Raw genomic sequence first — 18846 nt, 5'->3', positions numbered from 1 at the left:
GACGCGCCATGGGTCCTTTCCCACACAACGCCCCGAAATCTGTTATCAGCGAAGAAAACCCTGCCGGTACCGATGGGTTTGAATTCGTCGAGTTTGCTCATCCTGAACCGCAGGAGCTGCGTGATCTGTTCGCGAAGATGGGGTTTGACCTGGTGGCCCGCCACAAGGAAAAACCCGCCGTCGAGCTGTGGCAGCAAGGGGATGTCACCTATATCCTGAACGCGGATCCCGACAGCTTTGCCGCGAGGTTCGTGGATGAACACGGCCCTTGCGCGCCATCCATGGGGTGGCGTGTTGTTGACGCGCAAAAGGCCTATGAGCATGCGGTGTCGAAAGGTGCGGAACCTTACGACGGCGCTGACAAAACCATGAATGTGCCTGCGATCAAGGGCATCGGCGGATCATTGATCTATTTTATCGATCAATATTACGACACATCGCCCTACAATCAGGAATTCGAGTGGATCAAGGAATCCAAACCACGGGGTGTGGGTTTCTTCTATCTCGATCACCTGACGCACAACGTCTACAAGGGCAACATGGACAAGTGGTTCAAGTTCTACGGCGACCTGTTCAACTTCCGTGAAATTCGTTTCTTTGACATTCAGGGCAAGTTCACAGGGTTGTACAGCCGCGCGCTGACGTCTCCTTGTGGTCGTATCCGCATCCCGATCAACGAAGACCGCGGTGAGACGGGGCAAATCGTGTCTTACCTGAAGAAATACAAAGGTGAAGGCATTCAGCATATTGCTGTCGGCAGTGACGATATTTACGCCTCGACCGATGCAATTGCGGAAAACGGTCTGAAATTCATGCCGGGCCCGAACCAGGCATATTACGAGATGTCCAAGACCCGCGTGGCCGGCCACGAGGAGCCGTTGGACCGGATGATGAAACACGGCATCCTGATCGATGGTGAAGGCGTCGTTGACGGTGGTGAGACCCGGATTCTGCTACAGATTTTCTCGAAAACCGTCATCGGACCGATCTTCTTCGAGTTCATTCAGCGCAAGGGCGACGACGGTTTCGGCGAGGGAAATTTCCAGGCGCTATTCGAATCCATCGAACGCGAACAGATCGAAAGCGGCGAGATTTCCGCAGCCTGATTGCAACGCACTGACACGCCGGGGGCAGTTCATCTGCCTTCGGCGCTTTTATGTGACGGTTGGTGCGTCAGAAGATCGATTGCCGGTTTTCAGCTGCGCGGCATCGCCAGGGTCACGTTGCGGCCCTTTTTCTGATATCGAAGCTCACTGTCGCTGATCGCGATGACTTTCCCGCCATCAAGGCGGTCTCCGACTTTCAGCTTTTTGTAACGCCCGCTGGGAAGCCGCACCAATGCGCGTCTGTTGGCTGGCGTTCCGTAGACCCCGATCAGGTTCAATCTGCGTAGGTTGATTGCGTTGTCGATCGTGGCTTGTCGCGCAACCGACGCGGTCGAAGGAATTTTGGGCGCGACGGTTTTTGGTTGGAACGATCCTGCTTCATCGGATTTCTGATCTAATGCTGCTGTGGACCCAAGGTTCGAACTGTTTGAAACAGGTGATTTGGCAGGGGCCAATCCGGCAGGGCGGGATTTGGGGCGCGGTACTCTTACGACAGCCAAGGCTGTTGGTGCATCATCGACCTGTGGCTTGGTCTGAAGGCTTTCCGGGCGCGCTTTCGGCCGCTTGGATGCCAATTCCTCCAATGACCGGCCACCCAGTTGACCGCGCTCGAAATTCTCGACCAGATCAGCAGGGCGTGGCTTGGGCCGAATGCCCGCCAATCTGTCGTCGACCTCGTCGACCACCGGTTCTTCTTCGAAACGAACCGGAGTTTCAGGCGGAACCTTGGATGGGCGCCCCAGATAAACAACAACCCCCTCCGGATTTACGGTGCCTTCCGGTGTTGGCACGACCAAGCCGTTCTCATCCAGATCAAACCGAGTGCCCGCAATGTTGGGGGATACGTCGGGTTCAAAAGGAGCGTCGGTGTCAAAACTGGGGTCGAGGGGCAAGGCTACTGCATCCTCGAACAGATCGGCGTTGTCGAGCGATGCCAGATACAATTCCTGCGGTTCAACAGTTTCGGGTATTTCCGGTGCCGCTGGCGCTGTCGTGCTTATGCCCGTAACGGCCTCGACATCTCTTTGCGTCTCGGGGTCCTGAGCGACAGATTCCACCGCGGTAGGGGCTACTTTAAGGGCCTCCAGAATGGCTGCATCTGTGGCAGTCAGATCCGGCTGCGTGCCGGTTTCGGTTTCCGAGGCCGCGTTCGCAGGCTCTTCGGCGTCATCGGTCGCAAGGTCCGGAACGACTTGTTGCGGGGTTTCCAGCGCAGCCGTGTCCAGCTCTGGTTCAGGCAGGGGCTCTGCGGCCGGTTCAGAAGTCGAAACCGCAACCTGCGCCGGGCTCTGTTCCGCCTGATCCTGTTCAGGGTCGGACCCCGATGCCAGCCAAATACCAACTAGTCCACCAACGAGAAACACAGCGGCAAAGACAGCAATGGCAGACCGGTTTACCCTTGAAGATGCATCAAGGCTTTTCGCTGTTTCCCGGGGTACTCGGAAAGCCTCGGGCGCGGCGGTGCCGGCAATCGGATGGGTGGGCAGGCCGGAATCATCAGCCTGTTCAACTGCGTCCATTTCCACCGGAGATGGCTGGTTTTCCGGGTGTGACAGATCGGAAGCGTCCGAGTTTTCGCGAAACAACGCCTCGCGCGGGAACGCGCCCTCTTTGTCTTCGGCAGTGAACGCCACCACCACAAAACCATGTTCCGAGGCAAAGGTCCGTGCTTCGGCCAGAGTTTCAACCGCCACGGCAGCAACATAGGTCGTGTCACCTTCGGTGTGACTGTCATAACTCAGTTCCGACAGGGCGTAAGGCGTGGACTCGGTCAGAGCACTTTCGATACGTTCCGTCCGGCCTTCCGGCGGCAACCCATCGGTCGAAAGCTTTAGAAACCGAAGCTGATCCTCTGGCAGCACGAGCTTGCAGCTCAGATCATTTTCCAGCGCAAATGCCTTTTCCCGCAACGCCTGTATCTGTGCGGACAAGTCCGGAACATCCAGCGGAATCGTACCGACGACAAACCAGTCGTCATCGGAGCGGTGGTGCAGTGTTATTCCGGTCGCAGAAAAAGACAGCGCAAAGGCGGGTTTCATATTCCGGAGGAACCATAATTATCAATGTCAATGCAAACGACTTTGCGTTTGCAGACCGACATTAAAGCAGGAACCCGCCGAGGGAAAGAAAAAGGCGGTATCCCCTCTTGTATCGCAAGGGCCCGTCAACCCATCTAAAAGCAGAGTAATTTGGAGTGATAACCTTGAAGACATTCGCTTTTCTGGCCGCGATGATGGCGGCTACGGCTGCCGGGGCCGCTCATGCGGAAGAACGTCGCATCAACGTTGATGCAACCGGAACAGTGCAGATTGCGCCTGATATGGCGACGATAACCTTGGGCGTGACCAACGAAAACGCCGAAGCCTCGGCTGCGATGCAGGCGACGTCGGATGCCGTTTCCAAAGTCCTGGCGCGTCTGACCGAGATGGGTATCGAAGATCGTGACGTCCAGACACGGGATCTGTCATTGTCCCCCGTCTGGTCGGGTCGTCATGGACAGAATGGGGAGACACCGGAAATTACCGGCTTTACTGCGTCCAATCGCGTGTTTGTGCGTGTGCGCGACCTGACCCAACTGGGGAAGATCATGGACGCGGTCATTCAGGACGGCGCCAATGATTTCGGGGGCTTGAGCTTTGGCGTGCAGGATCCCAAACCGATCGAGGCGCAGGCGCGCGCCAAGGCCGTCGGCGAAGCCACGGCCAAAGCACAGCAGTTGGCAGAGGCAGCGGGTGTGACGCTTGGTCCGGTTCAGTCGATCTCGGAACAAACGGCTGGCATTCGTCCGATGGCAGAAATGCGCGCGCTGAGCATGGCGGATGCGGGTGGTGTTCCCGTTGCGGGAGGCGAGGTCTCGGTTTCCGTCAGTGTCTCGATGGAATTCGAGATTTCAGACTAAGATCACGCTTTCGCACGGGCCATCAGCGGTTTGCGCTGCTGGCCCGTGCCGTCAAAATTGTCGGGCGACAGCCAGGCTTCGAATGCATCGCGAATGCGCGGCCATTCAGTGTCGATGATCGCGTACCATGCCGTGTCCCTGTTGCGGCCCTTGTAGTGGGTCGCCTGCCGAAACACCCCTTCGAAAGTAAATCCCAGCCGTTCAGCGGCATTGCGTGACGGTGCATTCAGTGCGTCGCATTTCCACTCGTACCGGCGATAGCCGAGCTCGTCGAAAACCCGCTTCATCATGAGGTACATGACCTCGGTCGATTGCGGTTTGCGTTGCAGCAGCGGCGAAAAGTGGATGTGGCCGACTTCGATGGCACCCGCTGCGGGTTCGATCCGAAGATAAGAGGCCATGCCCACCGGCACTTCGTCCGCATCCAATACGGTATGAAACATCGGGTCCGCATCCATGCAGTTGGCGCGGGCCCAGTCTTCAAATTCCGGTTCGCTGTCAAACGGGCCATAGGGCAGGTAAGTCCAGTTACGGCCATCCCTGTCATTTGCAAACGCCCGAAAAAGCCCGGGCGCATGGCGATTCACATCCAGTGGCACGACAGAACAGTACCGGCCTTCCATCGGTGTATAAGGCGGTGTCGGGCGCGGAAAGTCACCCGACACCGGCAAACCGATGGGCTGGCCAAGGTCGTTTGTGTCATGCCCGGCCATTGTCAGGCGCTGGCCTTGGCGAGGGCCTGATCAAGGTCCGCGATCAAGTCGTTCACGTCTTCGATGCCGATAGACACCCGCACGACACCGGGGCCCGCGCCCGCGGCTTCCTGTTGTTCCGGCGTCAGTTGTCGGTGGGTGGTCGAGGCCGAGTGGATGATCAACGAGCGGGCATCGCCCAAATTGGCCACGTGGCTGAAGATTTCCAGCGCGTTGACCAGTTTGATACAGGCGTCATAGCCGCCCTTCACCGCAAAGGTGAACAATGCGCCAGCGCCACGTGGATACTGCGATTTGACCCGGTCCTTGTAAGGTGATGACGGCAATCCCGCATATGTGACGTATTCCACCCGGTCATCCGCTTCCAGCCACGCTGCGATTTTCTGGGCGTTCTCCACGTGGCGCTCCATCCGTAGCGACAGTGTTTCGATCCCCATCAGCGTGTAATGAGCTGCCTGCGGGTTCATGGTCATGCCCAGATCACGCAGACCGATGGCAATGCCGTGGAAGGTGAAGGCCAGCGGGCCAAAGGTCTCGTGGAACTTCAGGCCGTGATAGGCAGGCTCGGGTTCGCTCAGTGACGGGAATTTGTCATTCGCGGACCAGTCGAACTTGCCAGAATCCACGATGCACCCGCCTGTGACGGTGCCGTTGCCGGTCAGGTACTTGGTGGTAGAATGCACAACCAGCGTCGCGCCGTGCTCGATCGGACGGCACAGGTAGGGCGTGGCCGAGGTGTTGTCGACAATCAGCGGAATGCCCGCTGCATCAGCAACATCCGCCAACGCACGGATATCAGACACATAACCGCCCGGATTGGCGATGGATTCGCAGAACACGGCGCGGGTGTTTTCGTCGATGGCATCCTTCACGGCGTCCAGATCATCGGTGTCCACGAACTTGGCGGACCAGCCAAAGCGTTTGATCGTCTGGCTGAACTGCGTGACCGTACCGCCATACAAACGGGTCGAGGCGACCACGTTGCAGCCGGGCCCCATAAGCGGGAACAGCGCCATGATCTGTGCCGCATGCCCGGACGAGCAGCACACTGCGCCGACGCCGCCTTCAAGCGTCGCCACGCGTTCCTGCAGAACGGCGACGGTTGGGTTGGTCAGGCGGGAATAGATAAAGCCCACCTCTTGCAGGTTGAACAGGGCCGCTGCGTGGTCCGCATCCCGGAACACATAGGCTGTCGTCTGATAAATCGGTGTCTGGCGTGCTCCGGTCGCCGGGTCGGGGCGGGCACCCGCATGAATTTGCAATGTGTCGAAACCGTAGGTCGGGCCGTCAGACATCGTGAAAATCTCCTGTTGGTATCTGTCTTGCGGAATCTGTAGGCCATTGCCCGCCTGCGCACAACGATCCTGTCAGCGCAGCCAGAGGCCTTTGCTTTTGATCGCGTTGCGCAGTGCCTGTTCCCGCCGCGGCAGATTGTCCTGATCAAAGAGCGCACGGATTTTTTCGCCTTTGCCCTGAAGAACCAGCTTTTTCAACGGATCATACTGTTTGAGCACTTTTTTGACCTTGTTGGGGGCCACGACGGTTTCCAGCACATCGATCACGTGATCGCTTTCGCGGGCATAAAGCAAAGGGAACAGGCGATAGTGGCAGCTGACGGACCCATCCAGAAGCCCGTCCGGCAAAGCATCTCGCCCACCGCCGAAAGAATGTATGACCAGCGGCAGGGCTGCCTGATCCAGCCATGGGTCAAGGTTCTGGCCCGTCAGTTCGGGAATGTTTTCATCCCGGATCGTTCTTGCGTAGTCCAGGTAACGTTCACCGAACATCCTGGGGCATTTGTAAAAGAAGTAACCTGCGTTGAAGTAAAGGTATCGCCGCCAGTAACCATCGGGTTGGTCCGGATCCACCGAGCTTTCGAAATCCAACCCGAAGCGTGCATAAAGCGCCCGCCAGATACCGTCAAAGCCGGGGCCGTACAGCGTCGGCTTTGGCCATGTGCCCTCGACCTTCAGTGAGGCTCCAGGGCGGTCGAAATTGAACGGTACGCTTGTGATGTCGCCGGTGATCAGCGTGTCAGTATCGAAGAACACAAAGGGTTCACCTTGTGGCAGGGCCAACAAAGCCTCGATCTTGTTGCCATATGGGTAGCTTTCGCCAAAAATATGCGAGTCGAAGGGCAGGATTTCGGCATCTAGCTGTTTCAGGGCTTTCAGAACGTCTTCGTCCTGGATGCCGGGGTTGTGGGTCCAGCGCGGGCCTGGGTTGGGTGTGGCGACAAACAGCCGGCCTTTGAACCCGGGCGAGCAATGGCGAAGCGAGGCCGCGAACAACAGGGCCTCATATTGCAGGCGGTTGTTTTGCCCGACAACCGCGATGTTGAATTTTCGAGAACTTGCCTGCATCTATGCCCATTCCTGAAAGCTGCCGGAACCGGCACCCTTTGATCCGGGTTACAGCAAGCGGGGTGGGGCGTCAAAAGCCGAAAGTTTGATTTCTTGTTATCTATGGCATTCCTCTCATCGCGCCGAGAAAGGGTTGAGCAAGGTCCTTTTGCGGATTTTCCGAGGTTGGCCCGGTTCATGTCGAAAGGTGAAATCGGTGGCGTGCGATGCTCACCGAACCTTGTTTGCCAATACCCGCACAGCCCTTTCGTGGGCAAATCCTGCCTTCGGACCCAATGATTCAACGCTTTTCGTGCTTAATTCCTAAGCGAAGCGCCCAAAAACACGGTTGTTTTTGCATGGCTTTTTATTTTTTGACCATTTGGCAAATTTTACCAATTGATAAAAAAATTATTTGTGGCAAGCTGAGAGCATAACAAACATATCTACAGGGAGTAGAGTGATGGCACAGGGCCAGATGGCACCCGGTATCGTAGCCGGGCGGCTCTCAAGCGATGAGCTGACCTCGAATTTCACCGATCTGCATCCGCCGCTTGCGCAGCATGAGGCCGCAGTAGCCGCAGATCGCTGTTATTTCTGCTATGACGCGCCATGCGTGACGGCCTGTCCAACGGATATCGATATCCCGTTGTTCATTCGCCAGATTCAAGCCGGTCAACCGCAATCAGCAGGGCGCACGATTCTGGAACAGAATATTCTGGGCGGAATGTGCGCTCGGGTCTGTCCAACCGAAACGCTGTGCGAAGAGGCCTGCGTTCGCGAAGCCGCCGAGGGCAAGCCGGTTGAGATCGGGCGCCTGCAACGTTTCGCTACCGATGAAATCATGGCCTCGGGTGTGCATCCGTTTGAACGGGCGCCTTCGACCGGCAAGACAGTTGCCGTTGTGGGGGCCGGGCCTGCGGGTCTGGCCTGTGCCCACCGGCTGGCGATGCTGGGCCATGACGTGGTGATCCATGAAAGCAAGCCCAAACCCGGCGGCCTGAATGAATATGGTATCGCAGCCTACAAATCGACCAACGATTTTGCACAGGCCGAGGTGGACTGGCTGCTGAAAATCGGAGGGATTGCAATCGAGACCGGATCGATTTTGGGCGAAAGCATCTCGTTGGATGGGCTGGTCGAAAACTACGACGCGGTGTTTCTGTCCATCGGTCTTGCCGGTGTCAACGCCTTGCGTGCAGGCGGCGTCGACAAGGACGGTGTGCGGGCCGCGGTCGATTTCATATCGGACGTGCGGCAGGCCAGCGACCTTGCCGATCTGCCCGTTGGACGGAATGTGGTCGTCATCGGCGGGGGCATGACAGCTGTGGATGCCGCCGTGAAATCCAAGCTTCTGGGCGCCGAAAACGTCACGATTGCCTATCGCCGCGGCCGGGATGCCATGGGGGCCAGCCGGTACGAGCAGGACCTGGCAGCGTCGCATGGCGTTCGGATCATGACCAATGTTCAGCCGGTGGCCATCCACGGCAATGGTACCGCGACCGAGATCGAGCTGGAATATACATCCAGCCAGAACGGTCAGCTCATCGGAACCGGAGAAACGATCCGCTTGCAGGCCGATCAGGTTCTCAAGGCCATTGGACAGACCTTGGAGGGCGCACCCGAAGGCCTGACGCTGGATGGCAACAAGATCGCCGTCAGCGGCGCTGGCCGAACCTCCTTGGCTGGTGTCTGGGCTGGCGGCGACTGTGCTGCGGGCGGCGAAGATTTGACGGTAACGGCTGTTGCCGAAGGTCGGGACGCGGCGATGGACATCCACGCGACGCTCGTTTCGTGATAGGGTGGGGTATTCACCCCATTCCTTTCGCTGCTGAGGTATTCCCATGTCCCAGATCGAACAAGCCGTTGCTCAACACTATACCACCGGTGCACTGACCGAACGCGTCCGCGCGGCGCTGGAGGCCAGCGGCATCGACCCGGATGCGGCCACGGTCGCTGATCTGAAGGCGGGGGATGAATTCCATACAGGAGGCGTTCTTGCGACCGACAACCTGTTTGCGCAACTTTCCCCGACCCATGCGACACGCGTTCTGGATATCGGATGCGGCATCGGAGGCACATCCCGGTACATAGTGGACAAATATGACTCAACGGTAACAGGGGTCGACCTGACGCCCGAGTTCGTGGAAACCGCAACTACGCTCAGCGATCTGGTCGGACATTCCGAAAAGACAAGCTTTCACGTTGGCAGTGCTCTGGACATGCCTGTGCCGGATGCCGGGTTCGACCTTGCCGTCATGATGCATGTGGGCATGAATATCGAAGACAAAGCGGGGCTGTTCGCTGAAGTGTCACGCGTTCTGGCCACCGGTGGCACCTTTGCCCTGTTCGACGTCATGGGCGGAGAGGTGGATGAGCCGCTGGATTTTCCGCTTCCCTGGTCCACTTTGCCGGAAACCTCCTTTGTTCACGCGCCAGAGGTATACAAAGACGCCGCGGCCGCGGCTGGTCTTGAGCTGGTTGCCGAAACAGACCGCACCGCGTTTGCGATCCAGTTCTTCGAAGACGTGTTTGCCAAGATAGCCGAGACCGGACCAGCGCCGCTGGGAATCCACCTGATGATGGGCGAAACGGCGCCCGAAAAGTTCCAAAACTACGTCAAAAACCTCAAGGCCGGGCGTATTCGCCCGACCGAAATGATATTCAAAAAATCCGGCTGAGCCGGGAAGGGAGAAGCCATGGCCGATCTGACGACAAACTTTCTGGGCATTTCCAGCCCCAACCCGTTCTGGCTGGCCTCTGCGCCGCCGACGGACAAGGAATACAATGTGCGCCGTGCATTTGAGGCCGGGTGGGGCGGGGTTGTCTGGAAAACGCTGGGCGCCGAAGGACCTCCGGTTGTGAACGTGAATGGCCCGCGCTATGGCGCAATCTACGGGGCCGACCGCCGTTTGCTGGGCCTGAACAATATCGAGCTGATCACGGATCGCCCTCTCGAGGTGAACCTCGAGGAAATGGCGCGGGTCAAATCCGATTACCCGGATCGCGCCTTGATCGCGTCGATCATGGTTCCGTGTGAGGAAGAAGCATGGAAGGCCATTCTGCCACGCGTGGCAGAAACCGGTGCGGACGGGATCGAGCTGAACTTCGGCTGCCCTCATGGGATGAGTGAACGTGGTATGGGCTCGGCCGTGGGGCAGGTTCCGGAATATATCGAGATGGTCACGCGCTGGTGCAAACAGTATTACGACCGTCCGGTCATCGTTAAGCTTACGCCGAACATCACTGACATCCGCAAACCGGCTGCGGCAGCCAGAAACGGTGGCGCGGATGCGGTGTCGCTGATCAACACCATCAATTCGATCACCAGCGTCAATCTGGACACGTTCAGCCCTGAACCGTCCATTGACGGCAAAGGCAGCCACGGTGGGTATTGCGGCCCCGCCGTCAAGCCCATTGCATTGTCGATGGTGTCCGAGATCGCGCGGGCCGAGGCGACGCGGGGCCTGCCGATTTCCGGCATCGGCGGCGTCACCACTTGGCGTGACGCGGCCGAGTTCATCTCGTTGGGTTGCGGCAACGTTCAGGTGTGCACCGCTGCGATGACTTATGGCTTCAAGATCATCGACGAACTGACGGCAGGGCTGTCGGAATGGATGGATGAGAAGGGTTATTCCAGCATAGATGAAGTGATCGGACGTGCGGTGCCCAATGTCACCGACTGGCAGTATCTGAACCTCAACTACGTCGCCAAGGCGAAGATCGATCAGGATCAGTGCATCAAGTGTGGCCGGTGTTATGCGGCCTGCGAAGACACCAGCCACCAGGCGATTTCCATGTCCGAGGACCGCGTCTTTGAGGTGATGGATGACGAATGCGTCGCCTGCAACCTCTGCGTCGATGTTTGTCCGATCGAAGGCTGCATCGATATGGTGCCGATGGCAGCGGGCGAGGTTGATCCCCGGACCGGAAAAGAAGTTCAGCCAACCTATGCGAACTGGACGACGCATCCGAACAACCCGATGGCCAAGGCGGCCGAATGAGGGGATTGCGACAGATCGTAAAGGGGCCGTTTTTTCGGCCCCTTTTTTCAGGGGCTCAGAAGTTTGCGGTACAACGTGTCAACAAAAGTTTCTGCGCCCTCGAACGGATCTTCGTTGCCCAGAATTGCACGAACCTGAACATCGAAATCTGCATAGTGCTGCGTCAAGGCCCAGATCGAAAACACCAGGTGGTAGGGGTGCACCCGCGCGATTTTTCCCTGATCCATCCAGCCGGTAAGGATCGTGACCTTTTCGTCGACCAGTGTCTTGAGATCATTGGACAATGCATCGTGAATACGCGGCGCGCCCTGTACAAGCTCGTTGGCAAAAAGGCGGCTTTCCCGTGGTAGCTCCTGACTCATCTGCAACTTGCGCCGAATGTATGCCAGGATTTCCTCCATCGGATCGCCGTCGGCGTCCAGATCATGCAGCGGAGCCAGCCAGGTATCCAGCAGGCCGGACAGCAATTCAGTATGGATCGCTTCTTTTGATGGGAAATAGTACAGCAGGTTCGGCTTGCTCAGACCTGCTTCTGCCGCGATTTGGTCTACGGTTGCGCCGCGAAACCCGTGGGCTGAAAACACGTTCAGGGCGGCCTCTAGAATCGCGGCGCGGTTCTTTTTCTGAATACGGGTCGGTGCGCGGTCTTTTGGCATGTTTTCAGCGTGTCTCTTTTTTCGTCGAACAGGTGCGGGACGTACTGAAAATTTCAGCTGAACCGCGCAAATTCTTGACTGATACCGAACCCGTGATAGCGTGAGTTTGACCATATGGTCAAATCAAGACATCAAAAGCGAGCCAACTCGCCAGCAAACAGGGAAAATGAACATGGCAGCTCCGGCGCAGAATCTCAGGATCAATGGCGACAGGTTGTGGGACAGCCTGATGGAGATGGCCAAGATCGGCCCGGGTGTCGCCGGTGGCAACAATCGCCAGACCTTGACGGATGAGGACGCGGAAGGCCGCGCCTTGTTCCAGAAATGGTGCGAGGAAGCAGGGTGCACCATGGGGCTTGACCAGATGGGCAACATGTTTGCCCGCCGCGAAGGCACTGACCCCGACGCGCTGCCGGTTTACGTGGGATCGCATCTGGATACGCAGCCGACAGGCGGTAAGTTTGACGGCGTGCTGGGTGTCCTGGGTGGGCTGGAACTGATCCGGACGCTGAACGACCTGGGGATCAATACGAAACATCCGATCGTCGCTACCAACTGGACAAACGAAGAAGGCACGCGTTACGCGCCGGCGATGCTGTCTTCAGGCGTATTTGCCGGGATGCACACGCAAGACTGGGCATACAACCGCGAAGATGCTGAGGGCAAAAAGTTCGGGGATGAGCTGAACCGGATCGGCTGGCGTGGTGATGAAGAGGTGGGCGCCCGCAAGATGCATGCGTTCTTTGAGCTGCATATCGAACAGGGGCCGATCCTTGAAGCCGAGGGCAAGGATATCGGCGTCGTCACCCATGGTCAGGGGCTGAGTTGGACGCAGATCACGGTAACGGGTAAGGACGCGCATACCGGATCGACACCGATGCCGATGCGCAAGAATGCCGGGCTGGCCATGGCGCGGATCCTGGAGAAAGTCGACGAGATCGCATGGTCTCATGCTCCGCATGCGGTGGGTGCGGCAGGGCATATCGATGTCTACCCGAACTCACGCAATGTGATCCCGGGCAAGGTGGTGTTTACGGTCGATTTCCGCTCGCCCGAACTGGAGGTGATCACCGACATGGAAAACCGCCTGCGGGTGGCTGCCGAGGACATCGTTGACGAGATGGGTCTTCAGATCGAATTCGAGAAAGTCGGCGGGTTCGATCCGGTGAAATTTGACGATGCTTGCGTATCGGCCGTGCGAAACGCAGCCGAACGGCTGGGCTATTCGCACACTGATATCATCTCGGGCGCGGGGCATGATGCCTGCTGGATCAACCGGGTTGCGCCGACCGCGATGATCATGTGCCCCTGTGTTGACGGGCTGAGCCACAATGAAGCCGAAGAAATCAGCAAGGAATGGGCCGCAGCCGGGGCGGATGTACTGCTGCATGCCGTGGTCGAGACTGCCGAAATCGTGGAATAGGGGGCGCTGCCCCCGTCGCCCCGAGGGCGACTCCCCCGGGATATTTTTGGCCAGATGAAGCAAGCGGCGCAGACCGCATCAGGGAGTTCAAAATGAGTACTGTCATCAAAAACGGAACCGTTGTCACCGCGGATTTGACTTACAAGGCGGATGTATTGGTCGAGGGCGGCGTGATCACCGAAATCGGTATGAACCTGACGGGGGACAAGGAACTGGACGCAACCGGCTGTTTTGTGATGCCGGGCGGGATTGATCCTCATACCCATCTCGAAATGCCGTTCATGGGCACCTATTCCAGTGATGACTTTGAAAGCGGGACGCGGGCGGCCCTGGCGGGCGGTACCACCATGGTCGTCGATTTTGCACTTCCCAATCCGGGTGAAAGCCTGCTGGATGCGCTTAAACGTTGGGACAACAAGTCGACACGGGCCAATTGTGACTATTCGTTCCACATGGCGGTGACCTGGTGGGGGGAACAGGTGTTCGACGACATCAAAACCGTGATCGAGACGCGCGGTATCAACACCTTCAAGCATTTCATGGCCTACAAGGGCGCGCTGATGGTGAATGATGATGAGCTGTTCGCCTCGTTCAAGCGTCTTGCCGAGCTTGGCGGTACCGCCCTGGTGCATGCCGAGAATGGGGATGTGGTGGCAGAGCTGAGTGCCAAGCTGCTTGCCGAAGGCAATACCGGCCCCGAGGCACATGCGTATTCGCGCCCGCCGCAGGTGGAAGGCGAAGCCACCAACCGGGCTATCATGATCGCGGACATGGCGGGTGTCCCGCTGTATGTTGTACACACCTCGTGTGAAGAGGCGCATGAAGCCATCCGCCGGGCAAAAATGCAGGGCAAGCGGGTGTGGGGAGAACCCCTGATCCAGCACCTGACATTGGACGAAAGTGAATATTTCAATCAGGATTGGGACCATGCGGCGCGACGGGTCATGAGCCCTCCGTTCCGCAACAAACAGCATCAGGACAGCCTGTGGAATGGCCTGCAATCGGGAACGCTGAGCGTGGTTGCAACCGATCATTGCGCCTTTACAACCGAACAGAAACGCTTTGGCGTCGGGGATTTCACCAAGATCCCGAACGGCACCGGCGGGCTGGAAGACCGGATGCCGATGTTGTGGACACATGGGGTCAACACCGGGCGTCTGACACCGAACGAATTCGTGGCTGTTACTTCAACAAACATTTCCAAGATATTGAATTGCTACCCTAAAAAAGGTTCGGTCCTGGTGGGGGCGGATGCTGATCTTGTGGTCTGGGATCCTGAGAAAAGCAAGACGATCAGCGCCGCGTCGCAGCAATCTTCGATTGATTACAATGTGTTCGAGGGCAAAGAGGTCAAAGGTCTGCCGCGCTTTACCCTGACGCGGGGTCAGGTGGCGGTACATGACGGTGAAATCCGGACGCAGGAAGGTCATGGGGACTTTGTCGCGCGCGAGGCGAACACCACCGTCAACAAGGCGCTGAGCACCTGGAAAGAGCTGACCGCCCCAAGGCCCGTCGAGCGGACAGGAATTCCGGCGACCGGTGTTTGATCAGTTGGGGCGGCTTTTCTGGCGGCCCTGACACCACTCTTTTCAAGGCAATAAAATGAACACTGAAAGCACGACCCAGCCCGTCATCGAGGCAAGGCAGCTGGACCTGACATTCCAGACCAATGATGGGCCAGTACACGCGCTTAAAGACGTGAACCTGACAATCGACAAGGGCGATTTCGTCAGTTTCATCGGGCCGTCCGGCTGTGGCAAAACCACCTTTCTGCGCTGTATCGCAGCCCTGGAGACACCTACGGGCGGGACGCTGACCGTCAATGGCATGACGCCTGATGAGGCGCGTCGAAACCGGGCGTACGGGTATGTCTTTCAGGCGGCGGGCCTATATCCCTGGCGCACCATTGCAAAGAACATAAAACTGCCTCTTGAGATCATGGGATACCCTGCTGCCGAACAGGATGAGCGGGTGAGAAAGGTCCTGGAACTTGTTGATTTGGAAGGGTTTGGCGGCAAGTTTCCCTGGCAGTTGTCCGGTGGGATGCAGCAGAGGGCCAGTATTGCTCGGGCCCTTGCGTTCGACGCGGATATCCTGCTGATGGACGAGCCGTTCGGGGCGCTGGATGAGATCGTGCGGGACCATCTGAACGAGCAGCTTCTTGAGCTTTGGGCGCGTACGGAAAAGACGATCGGATTTGTGACGCATTCCATTCCCGAGGCGGTTTATCTGAGCACAAAGATCGTGGTGATGAGCCCACGGCCCGGGCGGATCGCCGATGTGATTGACAGCCCGCTGCCCAAGGAACGGCCGCTGGACATTCGCGACACCCCGGAGTTCATCGAGGTCGCGCACCGTGTGCGCGAAGGTTTGCGGGGTGGGCATTCCAATGACGGCTGAGCTGAATGCGGATAAGATCCGGCGCGCGGCGCCAGACGATGTGCCTGCCTGCGCCAGGGTTGTTCACGACTGGGCCACGCAAACGGACTGGATGCCCGACGAACTGCCGGTCGATGAACTGGCGAAGCTGATCAGCGACGCATTCGACAGCCGTGAAATGTGGGTCGCCGGTGATCCGGTCGATTGCTACATGTCAGTGGACCCGGCACAGAATAAAATCGGCGCGCTGTATTGCAGCCGGACGGGGCAGGGTATTGGCAAGCGCCTTGTCGACAAAGCAAAAGAAGGCCGGGATTTTCTCTGGCTGACGACGCACCGGCCCAATACGGCGGCGCAACGCTTTTATCGCCGTGAAGGGTTTGAAGTGACGGCCGAGGAGCCCCCTGTGCCGCCGGATACCGTGCCCGTCTATCGGATGGAGTGGCGTGCATGAAGCAGGTCATCGCCGTATTCACCGTCATCGCCGCAATTGTTCTGTTCTGGTACGTGGCCTGTATTCCGATGAACATAAAGGGCGTGTTGACCGAACAGGAACGCGCGGGGGCCGTCGTGCAGCCGCCATCCGCCAAGGACCGGCGGGACATGTCTGAGGTTGGTCTTGTTTTGAACAACGCATTCGCCATCCCGGCCACGTGGGAACAGGACAGGCCTCGACTGCCGGCCCCGCATCAGGTCGCCATGGAAATGTGGGAAACGACGGTCCAGAAAAAGATCACTTCGAAACGGTCGCTGATCTATCATGGCTGGGTCACGCTCAGCGCGACGATGCTTGGGTTTGCGATTGGCACCGGCCTGGGGATCCTTCTGGCCGTGGGTATCGTGCATAGCCGCGTGATGGACCTGTCGGTCATGCCATGGGCCATTGTCAGTCAAACCATTCCGATCATCGCGCTAGCGCCGATGATCATCGTGGTGCTGTATTCCGTCGGTATCCAGGGCATCATTCCCAAGGCGATCATATCGGCCTATCTGAGTTTCTTTCCGGTTGTCGTCGGCATGGTCAAGGGCCTGCGCAGCCCCGATGCGATGCAGCTGGACTTGCTGCGGACGTATAACGCCAGCCGGTCTCAGGGCTTTTGGAAATTGCGCCTGCCGGCATCCATGCCGTATCTGTTCACCTCGCTGAAAATCGGGATCGCTGCGTCGCTGGTCGGCGCCATTGTTGGTGAGCTTCCGACTGGGGCTGTTGCCGGTCTGGGCGCGCGATTGCTTGCCGGCAGCTATTACGGTCAGACGGTACAGATCTGGTCGGCTCTGTTCGCGGCTGCCATTCTGGCGGCGTGCCTGGTCGGGCTGCTGGGGCTGATTGAACGGGCCGTATTGAAACGGATGGGGATGGCGTAATGATACTGGTTTTGTGTGCTGTCCTGCTTTGGCTTTTGGGCTGGTGGTTGAACAGCCGGTTGGCCAGCGGGCCTTATGCTGACACCCGAATGGTGCGGTTTCTGGCCCCGCTGATCTTTGGCCTGACGGTCATCGGGATCTGGGAGCTTCTGGTGCGCGGGCTTGAGGTTCCTCTGGTCATCCTGCCAGCGCCATCGGTCATTGCGGTGCGGTTTGCGGACAGCCTTCCGATCCTGTGGGCTGACTTTGTGCAGACCATCATCAAGGGCGCGCTCAGCGGCTATGTCATCGGGTGCATCGCGGCCTTTCTGATGGCGATTGCGGTGGATCGCTGGGATTTCCTGCGCCTGGGCCTGTTGCCGGTCGGGAATTTCGTGGCCGCCCTGCCGATTGTCGGAACCGCCCCCATTCTGGTGATGTGGTTTGGGTTCGACTGGCATTCCAAGGCGGCGGTGGTGGTTGTGATGGTGTTCTTTCCGATGCTCGTCAACACCGTGGCAGGCCTGCGGGAAGCCACCTCGATGCAGCGCGATCTGATGGAGACCTATGCCGCAACCTATTGGCAGAGCTTCATGAAACTGCGTTTGCCCGCAGCGATGCCTTTCATTTTCAACGGATTGAAGATTTCCACCACTTTGGCTCTGATCGGCGCTATCGTGGCCGAGTTCTTCGGTTCACCGACACTTGGTATGGGGTTCCGGATCTCTACCAGCGTCGGGCAATTGTCTTTGGACATGGTTTGGGCCGAAATCGTTGTTGCGGCACTGGCCGGCACGGCCTTTTATGGGCTGGTGGCGGGGATCGAAAAAGTGGTGACCTTCTGGCACCCGTCACAGCGCGGATAAAACAAAGAAATCAACAGACCCCGAAATTGGGGCACAACAAGCAACTAGGAGAAATGAAGATGAACAAGCTACTCAGCGGGGCGGTTGCCGCCTTTAGCCTGGCAGCCAGTGCGGCGCTGGCGGCGGATGAGGTGACATTGCAACTGAAATGGGTCACGCAAGCACAGTTCGCGGGCTATTATGTTGCCAAGGACAAGGGCTTTTACGAAGAAGAGGGGCTGGACGTCACCATTCTGCCCGGCGGGCCTGACATCGCTCCGACGCAAGTGATTGCAGGCGGTGGCGCCGATGTGACCGTCGAATGGATGCCTGCCGCGCTGGCTGCCCGTGAAAAAGGGCTGCCGCTGGTGAACATCGCGCAACCGTTCAAAAGCTCGGGCATGATGCTGACCTGCTGGAAAGACGCCGGGATCTCGTCGCCCGAAGACCTCAAAAACCGCACGTTGGGTGTCTGGTTCTTTGGCAACGAGTTTCCCTTCATGAGCTGGATGAGCCAGTTGGGCATCAGCACCGATGGCAAAAGCGAAAACGGAGTGGAAGTTCTGAAGCAGGGCTTCAACGTCGACCCGTTGCTTCAGCGTCAGGCCGATTGCATCAGCACCATGACCTACAATGAATACTGGCAGGTCATCGATGCCGGTGTCAGCCCGGATGAGCTGGTGACCTTCAAATACGAAGACCAGGGCGTGGCAACGCTGGAAGACGGTCTCTATGTGCTGGAAGAAAACCTGAGCGATGCGGCTTTCGCCGACAAGATGGAGCGGTTCGTTCGCGCGTCGATGAAGGGCTGGAAATATGCCGAGGAGAACCCGGACGAAGCGGCGGAAATCGTTCTGGAAAACGATGCAACCGGTGCCCAGACGGAAGAGCACCAAAAGCGTATGATGGGTGAGATCGCCAAGTTGACCGCAGGGTCGAACGGCGCGCTGGACCCGGCTGATTTCGACCGTACCGTCAACACATTGCTGGCAGGCGGGTCCGATCCGGTTATTACCAAAAAGCCCGAAGGGGCCTGGACACATCAGATCACCGATGCTGCACTGAATTGACCTCAGCCCTCTATTCATGAATTGAAGCGCGGTCCCGATCGGGGCCGCGTTTTTCATTCTAAATG

The 18846-nt window shown here is 58.1% G+C and carries 17 protein-coding genes; 12 read left to right on the top strand and 5 right to left on the bottom strand.

The window, feature by feature from the left end:
- Nucleotides 1-8: 8 nt before the first annotated feature.
- Nucleotides 9-1106 (top strand): 4-hydroxyphenylpyruvate dioxygenase, encoded by a 1098-nt coding sequence (gene hppD, locus GS612_RS08635; protein ID WP_171328750.1) that lies wholly within the window; start codon nucleotides 9-11, stop codon nucleotides 1104-1106.
- A gap of 89 nt (nucleotides 1107-1195) precedes the next feature.
- Here the strand turns inward: hppD and GS612_RS08630 are convergent, their stop codons facing one another.
- Entirely contained in the window at nucleotides 1196-3145 is a 1950-nt protein-coding gene (locus tag GS612_RS08630; RefSeq protein ID WP_171639671.1) for a hypothetical protein, read from the bottom strand.
- A 155-nt stretch (nucleotides 3146-3300) separates the two neighbouring features.
- Between GS612_RS08630 and GS612_RS08625 the strand changes: the two genes are divergently transcribed.
- Nucleotides 3301-4005 (top strand): SIMPL domain-containing protein, encoded by a 705-nt coding sequence (locus GS612_RS08625; RefSeq protein WP_371809323.1) that lies wholly within the window; start codon nucleotides 3301-3303, stop codon nucleotides 4003-4005.
- 2 nt (nucleotides 4006-4007) lie between these two features.
- Here GS612_RS08625 and GS612_RS08620 read toward each other — a convergent pair whose 3' ends face one another.
- The 3 genes from GS612_RS08620 to GS612_RS08610 all read right to left on the bottom strand — a co-directional run bounded on the left by GS612_RS08620 (nucleotide 4008) and on the right by GS612_RS08610 (nucleotide 7081).
- Complete coding sequence (locus GS612_RS08620; protein ID WP_171639669.1) at nucleotides 4008-4718, bottom strand: GNAT family N-acetyltransferase; 711 nt, start codon at nucleotides 4716-4718, stop codon at nucleotides 4008-4010.
- 2 nt (nucleotides 4719-4720) lie between these two features.
- Nucleotides 4721-6013 (bottom strand): O-acetylhomoserine aminocarboxypropyltransferase/cysteine synthase family protein, encoded by a 1293-nt coding sequence (locus GS612_RS08615; RefSeq protein ID WP_152457691.1) that lies wholly within the window; start codon nucleotides 6011-6013, stop codon nucleotides 4721-4723.
- Nucleotides 6014-6085: 72 nt separating this feature from the next.
- A complete protein-coding gene (locus tag GS612_RS08610; protein ID WP_171639668.1) occupies nucleotides 6086-7081 on the bottom strand; it encodes a hypothetical protein in 996 nt (331 codons plus the stop codon).
- 442 nt (nucleotides 7082-7523) lie between these two features.
- On the opposite strand from GS612_RS08610, the gene GS612_RS08605 reads away from it, so the two are divergent.
- From GS612_RS08605 to preA, 3 genes are read left to right on the top strand one after another with little or no spacing between them, the layout of a single operon-like run.
- A complete protein-coding gene (locus GS612_RS08605) occupies nucleotides 7524-8858 on the top strand; it encodes an NAD(P)-dependent oxidoreductase (protein WP_171639667.1) in 1335 nt (444 codons plus the stop codon).
- A 46-nt stretch (nucleotides 8859-8904) separates the two neighbouring features.
- On the top strand, nucleotides 8905-9741 hold the full coding sequence (locus GS612_RS08600; RefSeq protein ID WP_171639666.1) for a methyltransferase domain-containing protein: 837 nt from the start codon (nucleotides 8905-8907) through the stop codon (nucleotides 9739-9741).
- Between the two features lie 18 nt (nucleotides 9742-9759).
- Complete coding sequence (preA, locus tag GS612_RS08595; protein ID WP_171228556.1) at nucleotides 9760-11064, top strand: NAD-dependent dihydropyrimidine dehydrogenase subunit PreA; 1305 nt, start codon at nucleotides 9760-9762, stop codon at nucleotides 11062-11064.
- 47 nt (nucleotides 11065-11111) lie between these two features.
- Here preA and GS612_RS08590 read toward each other — a convergent pair whose 3' ends face one another.
- Nucleotides 11112-11720, bottom strand: coding sequence for a TetR family transcriptional regulator C-terminal domain-containing protein (locus tag GS612_RS08590; protein ID WP_171639665.1), 609 nt, complete (start codon nucleotides 11718-11720; stop codon nucleotides 11112-11114).
- A gap of 172 nt (nucleotides 11721-11892) precedes the next feature.
- Here GS612_RS08590 and GS612_RS08585 point away from each other — a divergent pair, with 172 nt between their 5' ends.
- The 7 genes from GS612_RS08585 to GS612_RS08555 all read left to right on the top strand — a co-directional run bounded on the left by GS612_RS08585 (nucleotide 11893) and on the right by GS612_RS08555 (nucleotide 18781).
- Entirely contained in the window at nucleotides 11893-13143 is a 1251-nt protein-coding gene (locus GS612_RS08585; RefSeq protein ID WP_171639664.1) for a Zn-dependent hydrolase, read from the top strand.
- Between the two features lie 92 nt (nucleotides 13144-13235).
- On the top strand, nucleotides 13236-14690 hold the full coding sequence (hydA, locus tag GS612_RS08580; protein WP_171639663.1) for a dihydropyrimidinase: 1455 nt from the start codon (nucleotides 13236-13238) through the stop codon (nucleotides 14688-14690).
- 55 nt (nucleotides 14691-14745) lie between these two features.
- Nucleotides 14746-15543 carry an ABC transporter ATP-binding protein gene (locus tag GS612_RS08575; RefSeq protein WP_171639662.1) on the top strand — a complete coding sequence of 266 codons (798 nt, stop codon included), beginning with the start codon at nucleotides 14746-14748 and terminating at the stop codon, nucleotides 15541-15543.
- A complete protein-coding gene (locus GS612_RS08570; RefSeq protein ID WP_253286109.1) occupies nucleotides 15533-15976 on the top strand; it encodes a GNAT family N-acetyltransferase in 444 nt (147 codons plus the stop codon). The genes GS612_RS08575 and GS612_RS08570 overlap by 11 nt, the downstream gene beginning before the upstream one ends.
- Nucleotides 15973-16887, top strand: coding sequence for an ABC transporter permease (locus tag GS612_RS08565; protein ID WP_171639661.1), 915 nt, complete (start codon nucleotides 15973-15975; stop codon nucleotides 16885-16887). Before GS612_RS08570 ends, GS612_RS08565 begins: the two co-directional genes overlap by 4 nt.
- Complete coding sequence (locus GS612_RS08560; RefSeq protein WP_171231810.1) at nucleotides 16887-17732, top strand: ABC transporter permease; 846 nt, start codon at nucleotides 16887-16889, stop codon at nucleotides 17730-17732. The genes GS612_RS08565 and GS612_RS08560 overlap by 1 nt, the downstream gene beginning before the upstream one ends.
- Nucleotides 17733-17791: 59 nt before the next feature.
- Nucleotides 17792-18781: an ABC transporter substrate-binding protein gene (locus GS612_RS08555; RefSeq protein ID WP_152457702.1), complete on the top strand. Its 990-nt coding sequence runs from the start codon at nucleotides 17792-17794 to the stop codon at nucleotides 18779-18781.
- Nucleotides 18782-18846: the final 65 nt, after the last annotated feature.

The organism is Ruegeria sp. HKCCD6157, from assembly GCF_013110685.1.
In the GTDB taxonomy this organism is placed as follows: domain Bacteria; phylum Pseudomonadota; class Alphaproteobacteria; order Rhodobacterales; family Rhodobacteraceae; genus Ruegeria.
Note: the sequence above shows the minus strand (reverse complement) of the source record. Positions and strands in the feature narration are given on the sequence as shown.

Bases quoted from the DNA above. Each gene is read 5' to 3' on its own strand.
- hppD (WP_171328750.1), top strand. From the start codon at position 9: ATGGGTCCTTTCCCACACAACGCCCCGAAATCTGTTATCAGCGAAGAA.
- GS612_RS08630 (WP_171639671.1), bottom strand. From the start codon at position 3,145: ATGAAACCCGCCTTTGCGCTGTCTTTTTCTGCGACCGGAATAACACTG.
- GS612_RS08620 (WP_171639669.1), bottom strand. From the start codon at position 4,718: ATGGCCGGGCATGACACAAACGACCTTGGCCAGCCCATCGGTTTGCCG.
- GS612_RS08615 (WP_152457691.1), bottom strand. From the start codon at position 6,013: ATGTCTGACGGCCCGACCTACGGTTTCGACACATTGCAAATTCATGCG.
- GS612_RS08610 (WP_171639668.1), bottom strand. From the start codon at position 7,081: ATGCAGGCAAGTTCTCGAAAATTCAACATCGCGGTTGTCGGGCAAAAC.
- GS612_RS08605 (WP_171639667.1), top strand. From the start codon at position 7,524: ATGGCACAGGGCCAGATGGCACCCGGTATCGTAGCCGGGCGGCTCTCA.
- GS612_RS08600 (WP_171639666.1), top strand. From the start codon at position 8,905: ATGTCCCAGATCGAACAAGCCGTTGCTCAACACTATACCACCGGTGCA.
- preA (WP_171228556.1), top strand. From the start codon at position 9,760: ATGGCCGATCTGACGACAAACTTTCTGGGCATTTCCAGCCCCAACCCG.
- GS612_RS08590 (WP_171639665.1), bottom strand. From the start codon at position 11,720: ATGCCAAAAGACCGCGCACCGACCCGTATTCAGAAAAAGAACCGCGCC.
- GS612_RS08585 (WP_171639664.1), top strand. From the start codon at position 11,893: ATGGCAGCTCCGGCGCAGAATCTCAGGATCAATGGCGACAGGTTGTGG.
- hydA (WP_171639663.1), top strand. From the start codon at position 13,236: ATGAGTACTGTCATCAAAAACGGAACCGTTGTCACCGCGGATTTGACT.
- GS612_RS08575 (WP_171639662.1), top strand. From the start codon at position 14,746: ATGAACACTGAAAGCACGACCCAGCCCGTCATCGAGGCAAGGCAGCTG.
- GS612_RS08570 (WP_253286109.1), top strand. From the start codon at position 15,533: ATGACGGCTGAGCTGAATGCGGATAAGATCCGGCGCGCGGCGCCAGAC.
- GS612_RS08565 (WP_171639661.1), top strand. From the start codon at position 15,973: ATGAAGCAGGTCATCGCCGTATTCACCGTCATCGCCGCAATTGTTCTG.
- GS612_RS08560 (WP_171231810.1), top strand. From the start codon at position 16,887: ATGATACTGGTTTTGTGTGCTGTCCTGCTTTGGCTTTTGGGCTGGTGG.
- GS612_RS08555 (WP_152457702.1), top strand. From the start codon at position 17,792: ATGAACAAGCTACTCAGCGGGGCGGTTGCCGCCTTTAGCCTGGCAGCC.